Here is a 7,051-nt window from a genome sequence, read left to right as displayed (position 1 = left end):
AATATTCGCTTCAGTAGCTGTAAACGTTACTGGAGTGCCATAAGCAAAAGTGTTATCACCGTCGCTACTGGTTAAAGTTACTGTTGGGGTTAATGGTAAATTTAACAATGGATTAAAATCATCACAATCAAGCCCCAATGAAGTCAAGTTATAATAGGAATCTAAGGTTGCACCATAACAAACGGGATACAACACATTATCAAAACTATAACCATCCACATCAAAATCAATATAGAAATTCCCTGATTGCCATACAGCATTGTTGGTATCATCACAATCCGTACTATTAGTTACATATCCAACAGGTGCTGTTTCAGCTAATACCGGTACAGCCAAGTTTCCAAATCCATCTCCATCTGAATCTGCATAGAAAGTAAATAAGTCATTACTGAAATAGATATTATCTAAAAACAATCGGAATGGTGCTGTATAATTCTGCTCAACTTTTAACCCGTAAATATCATTCAAGGCTCCAGGATAAGCTGTTAAAGGAACTCTTAACCTGTTCCATCCTGCCACAAGTGCACCAGTATTATAAAGTCTATCACTAGGCGCTAACAGTACTAAAAATAAATTAGGTCTAGGGGCATCTAAATAAATATCAATATTTAAATGTGACATTCCAGTTCCTACAAGGTTCAAACGTCTCTCTGTTTGATCAACTAAACCAATAAATCCTAAGTTATTAACTTCAATACATGTATTAGTTCCATTCGGAAAATTAAAGTTAGAGGTTGTGCCTCCTGTCCAAGATGCCCTAACCAAATTATAGTTAGGAGCATTGGTATAGACAGGTGGTGTACCTGTATACATAGAAATTACTCTTGCTGGATCTCTTGCTGGAAGTGAAGGCGATGGAGTAGGATCAGGAAAATTAACTACTAATGATGCCGTAGCAGTACCAGGACCGTAAACTCCCGGAACTTCTGCTTGAGTAGCTGTTATAGTAGTAGTACCACCACCAACAATAGTTACAGTATTACCGTCAAAGGTTACTACACCTGTAGGACTTGCACTGTAGGTCCAAGCACCAGTACTGTTAGAAGACGGATTGGTTAATACAAAAGGAGCATCGCCTAGCACTTTAGGACTTGGAACGGTTAATGCTCCAACAGTTGGAGGTATAGCAGAAGCGGCTCTGTAAAAATAGATGTTGTCCAAATAGACTACCTTTACTGGTGCAGTAGCTCCTGTAGGATTGTTTAAATCAAAAAAACTAACATTTGCCAAATTTAACCCTATATAATCAGATAATGGAATATCAAAACTGGCCCAACCATTTAAGGGAATGCTCGAAACTACTTTTCTATTCCCATTGATTTCAAACCATAGTTGATTTTGATTTAACGTATAAACATCGATGTGTAAGGTTGTCATAGTAGCTATACTTCTAGCAGCAAAAGCTAACCTAGCCAATGTAAAACCATTAAAAAATCTGGCGTTATTTCCACCAATCGAAACATCTACTCCGTTTTGCCATGTCGCTCCGGCTGTAGTGGCATAAGATTCACTATATAACGATACAACATCCCAGGAGTTTCTTACAGGAGGAATAGGTGCTGCAGAAGGAGTTACATTAAAAGTGGCTGTCCTAGAAGTTGCGGCATATGTTCCATCAGAAACTTGTGAAGCAGTAATAGTTGAAGACCCAGCAGCACCCACTTGTATCTGGTTCCCGCTAACAATAGTGGCTACAGTAGAATTACTACTTGAATACGTGAAAGGACTTGTATTGTTTGAAGTTGGAGGTGTTAATGTAAAAGTAGCATCACCTACAAATTTACTAGGTACAGTAAACGTACCAACTGTTGCAAAAGGAAGTGAAGTAGGATCACTGATATTATCTACATAAAGTGTTCTTGCAGGTTTAAGTGTTCCAAAATTTACTTGAGCTGCAGACTCCCAATAGGGGTGAATAACAAAACTTTGATAAACACCATTTGCCTGAGCAGCTTTACCATCACGGACGGAATTGAACGTAAAAGAACATGTCTGCCATGTATTAGTACCGGTGTAGCTAACAACTGCAGCAGCTTCTAGAGCGCCAGATAATCCTCCATTTACTTTTACTAAAAAAAACATTGGCCCAGATGCAAGCACATCAATAGTCATTGTTTTGTTCGTTGTTAGTGTTACAGCATTTGTCAAATTAAAATTTGCTCCTTGCCAAACTTGTTGTGTAGTATTCGTAACTATTTTGAGTACTTTAGAGGTGTTCGTTCCTGTCCCAGTTTCGACTACAGGATTAGCCATGCCTCCAAAAACAGAAGTAAAACCTCCAGATTCTCCAGTTTCGAATCCTAACAAGGTGGCTTGAGATTGTCCTAATGAAAAAGTCATAAGGAAAAAGAGTAAGAATAATTTTTTCATAATTATAGTGTTATAAAGTTGACTTTCAAATATAGTCAAGAAGGAGTTACATTCTAAGAAACGGGCATCATATAAAAACTATACAAAATAATAGAAAATAGAAAAATCACCATAAAATCAATAAACGCAAACGTTGTAGTGCTGTAAAAACCGTATGCTACTAATAATTTAACCATTATTTTAGGTGACTGTAATGAAAATGTTGTGTTAATGTTGTGTTTTATAGTATAGTTTTTGAGTGAAAAAATGCCTAAATAGAAGTATGGTTTATGTAGTATTCTAATTTTTTTTACGAAAAAAAAACACTAACCAAAAAAATAATTTAATTATTTTAAATATTTAATAAAAAAGAGGCCTTTATTGAAACTCAATATCAGGTGATGTGTAACTGCACTATTTCATAAAATATAGCCTTGAGTTAGCACATTATGTTCTTGTTTGTAATACAGTAATGAAAACCACAATAAATTACAGTCTTTACAGTAAAACCGCTGTTTACACGGATTGCTAAAAAATCTAATTAGTGAGAAACCAACAACCAAATCAAAAATAATAAATTTGTGAATTTGCCGTAAAAAAACTGAAACCGACAACTGAAAACCAACAACCCTAAATAATTTTCCACCCTTTGGGCTGGGGAAAAGAAAATTATTTTGCCACTAAACGGGAACCAACAACTGAAAACCGAAAACTATGACTGAAAATTTCTCCAATTTCTCCAATTTCTCCAATCTGTGTTCCAAACATAATAAATCATTGCATAAAAAGAAAAAATAAGTACCATCAGCGTTCAATACTGAAAACTGATAACAGAAAACCGAAAACTATGACTGAAAATTTCTCCAATTTCCCCAATCTGTGTTCCAAAAATAGTAGAATAGTAAAAAAACTTTATGAGCCCTGCTTACCAATAGGCATACTTATATAAAATTGTCTAATTATTGCCCAATAACAATCCAATCTACACCATCACTTTGAACAGTATAACGTGTATTGGCATTTAACGTGTTAATAAAGACATTGCCAACATCGTTATAAATTGCACCACCAGCAGTAGAAAATATTTTTGGTCCAATAGTGTTACTACCTATAATCACATATACTTTGCCAGTATTCCCAGCAGCATTCGGTAATCTTATTTCTGAAACAGCATTAAATACTCTAACTGTATATTCTGCTAAAGAAACAGTATAAACCCCAGTAGCGGCACCTGTGTTAACATAAGGCTTTACAGTAGGATTGGCCCAACTTCCATTACCAACACCATCACTTTGAAGGATATAATTAGCAGTTGCGCCAGCAGTCATTTGAAAATTAGTTGTCGAAGTGGTACCAGCAACAGTAACCGTAGTTCCGTTATCGGTAACGATACCATCAACAAGCGTAGTACCATTCCATTTAGGCATTCTATTTACAGTAGCAGACGAGACCTGCGGGTCAGTTTCAACAGTAGCAGCCGAAACCCAACTCGTTGCTCCAGCACCATTGGTTTGTAGTATTTGTCCAGCGGCTCCAGGTACATTTGGTAAAGCATAACCGTTAACGCCAGGAGTATTAACTTGCAATGTTCCATTAACTCTAAGGATATTAGTGAAAAAATCACCATAAATCAAAGCATTATTAGCATTAGCATTAGTGTTTTCAATATACAACTTATTGCTACTCGTTACTGCTTCTGAACTTCCCGCTGCATAACCTATAAAAACATTATCAGTTCCAGAAGTGGTGGCAGAACCAGCTTGAAAACCTATAGCGGTATTCCTTGTGGAACCATTACTAGCAGCACTTAAAGCACCAGAACCTACCGCAACAGACTCTGTGATAACTCCAGTTCCTGTCATGGTATTATAACCTACAGCCACATTATTTATAGAGGCAGCTGAATTAACACCGGATAAGGCATTGCTACCAACAGCTGTATTAAAACGGGTAGTAGTGGGTACATTGGTTAGAGCATTATAGCCAACAGCAGTATTATTGTTTCCTCCATTGAGATTGGCTAACGCTCCACTACCAACAGCGGTGTTCAAAGCCCCCGTATCACTACCAGGTGTGTTTATCGCTAAGGCATTAAATCCAAAAGCAGTATTGTTGGCAGAGGTGGTATTCGCAGCCAGAGCGTTTGTTCCAAAGGCAGTATTATTAGCTGCGGTATTAGCCGCCAAAGCATTTACTCCAAATGCGGTTCCGTTAGTAGTCGCACCAACTGTCAAGGCATTAAGTCCAAAGGAAGTGCTAGTACTTGCAATCTTTCCTGCAGCCAAATTATTTCTTCTAAAAGCAACATCTACATCTGTAGCAGCAGCTGTACCAATAAAATTGGTACCATCTATAATTCCGGTATTTCCAGTGGTTAGCCAACCCGTTGAGGCACCTGTATTAAATCGAACCCATCTTGCAGAGGCTGAATTCCAGTGATAGAAACCGGGCGTAACTGCGTTAACACCTGCACCAACAGAATTAAGAACATAAATCATTTCAGAATCTGCTGGAGCAGGAAGTGGTTGTGGTAAATTTGCCCCAAATGTTAAATTTATTCTCGGAATAAGCAAACCATTATTAGATGAAACAATATCCAAAGCACCTTGTGGTGCTGTAACATTTATACCTATAGTTCTTGTAGTGTTTACACCTGAAGTGAGTGCACCAGCCATAGTACCAAATATTGTATTTCCAATATTCAATTGGTCACTTCCCGCAGCAACAGGTGCGACAGTATTGGCTCCTATCATAATGTTATTAGAACCTGTTGTTAAGGCAAGACCTGAGTCAAAACCTAGGGCTGTGTTATTGGAACCCGTACTTGCTCTTAATGCTCTATACCCAAGTGCGCTATTCCCAGTTCCAACAACGTTATCTCTTAAGGAAGTAAACCCTACAGCTGTATTACCAATATCAGCTGTGGCTGGCCCATTATAAGATGTTAAAGCACTTCTCCCAATGGCAACATGCCCAGAGGAAATAGTATTAGAATATAAAGCTCCAGTACCAACAGCAATATTTTCACTTCCTGATGTATTTGAAAATAATGACAAATCTCCAATTCCGGTATTGCGTTGTCCAGTGGTTAATCCAGGCATCACATTTGCTCCAAATACTGTATTCCTTACCCCTGTTTGGGTACCTACGTTAATCGTTGGATTTAATAAAGAATTTGCTCCAAAAGAAGTATTCCCATTATTTGAATCGAAAGTTGACAAATTATAAATTGGATCCCCAATAAAACCAGCTCTTATATTATTCCTTCTAAAAACCAAATCGATATTATCAGTAGTCCCTAGAAAATTAGTAGCGGCCGAAGTACTGGCATTCCCTAATAAAGCCCATGCATTACTAGAGTTTCCTGTAGCAAGTCTAATCCACAAACTGCCATCCCAATAATAATAACCCGGCGTAACTTGATTGGGTCCTACAGCGGATGTAGCAGTATTATAAACCAACTCAGAAACGGTAGGCGTAATCACAGTCGAAACATTGGTAGCCGTTAAGGCAACTCTTGGAATTAATAATCCATCGTCTGTCGATACTACATCCAACGATCCATTGGGAGATGTTGTCCCAATACCCACTTGTGCCGTTAAACTACAAGTCAAAAACAAAAGGAAAAGGGATACTAAAAATGATTTCATAACGGTGGTATTTATTGTTGTAAAATAGTAATGTAAAGGTTTTGTGTACTTCGCAAAGTAAAATCAGGAAATAATAATTCCAATCGTGTAATATAATAAAGTTATAGTAAAAATAATCAAATAGAGTATATAAAATAACTATACAAAGTAGTGTGAAATATTTTTCTTTAACAACTGTTCAAACAGCAATATTTTACTATACTTGAATAGCTTAGCATCAATAATCAAAATAACTGCCACCTCATACAAATAATAATTGTAGAGGTAATGTAAAGGCAATATAATATATATTTCTTATTTATTAATAAATAAAATTGTACATTATACAATTAAAAAGGCCTAAAAATTGGTTCCCCTCAATAAAATTAAAAATAAAGTCCTTTCTAAGCAACTCATTAACCAAACTATTACCTATACCAAATTGAAATTCCTGTATGCTATTTTTGATAAAAAACTTCAAAATACTTTGTAAAATCCTTGAACAAACTTCACAAAAATACTTTGTTTCTTCTGTATAATTTTTTTTTATCCTCTGTAGTTAAAATAAATAGTAGTACACGGACATATCTACCTATAAATCTGTGAAAATTACTCCAATTTCTAAAATGGGTGTTCCAAAAAAGCAAATAGAGAAAATGCTTTTAGAAAGCCAACTTCTTAATGCATCTTAATCCGGTAATGGTTTAATAACTTCGTGTGACTTTATGAAACCCTTGTGAAACTTTGTGAACCACATAAAATTTCTCCAATTTCTCCAATCCGTGTTCCAAAAAAATAACTTCTTAATGCACCTTAATCCCCTTAATGGTTTAAAAACTTACTGTACTTTGCTTGCCTAAATCAGTTTAATCCGCGCTTGAAAATCCGTTTTATCAGCGTTCCAACTAAAAAATAGTCACCACAAACATACCTACCATAAAATCAGTGAAAATTTTTCTAATTTCTCTAATCCGTGTTCCAAAAAGAAAAAATGCTGTTAGAAAGCCAACTTCTTAATGCATCTTAATCCGGTAATGGTTTAAAATCTTCGCGCATTTGCGGTAATTAATCAG

General features: G+C 36.2%; 1 protein-coding gene and 1 pseudogene. Both read right to left on the bottom strand.

The annotated features are described in order from the left end of the window. Positions 1–2,370 (bottom strand): annotated as a pseudogene (locus ACSVH2_RS14000) (hypothetical protein); the annotation flags it as partial. A 938-nt stretch (positions 2,371–3,308) separates the two neighbouring features. After that, positions 3,309–5,999, bottom strand: a complete 2,691-nt coding sequence (locus ACSVH2_RS13995; RefSeq protein WP_438093805.1) for a beta strand repeat-containing protein — start codon at positions 5,997–5,999, stop codon at positions 3,309–3,311. Positions 6,000–7,051: the final 1,052 nt, after the last annotated feature.

This window comes from Flavobacterium sp. RSB2_4_14, assembly GCF_051547085.1.
Lineage (GTDB): Bacteria > Bacteroidota > Bacteroidia > Flavobacteriales > Flavobacteriaceae > Flavobacterium.
The sequence above is the reverse complement of the archived record's forward strand: the minus strand, read 5'-3'. Positions and strand labels throughout refer to the sequence as shown.

Excerpts from the sequence above, each read along its gene's own strand:
- ACSVH2_RS13995 (WP_438093805.1), bottom strand. The coding sequence starts at position 5,999 with ATGAAATCATTTTTAGTATCCCTTTTCCTTTTGTTTTTGACTTGTAGT.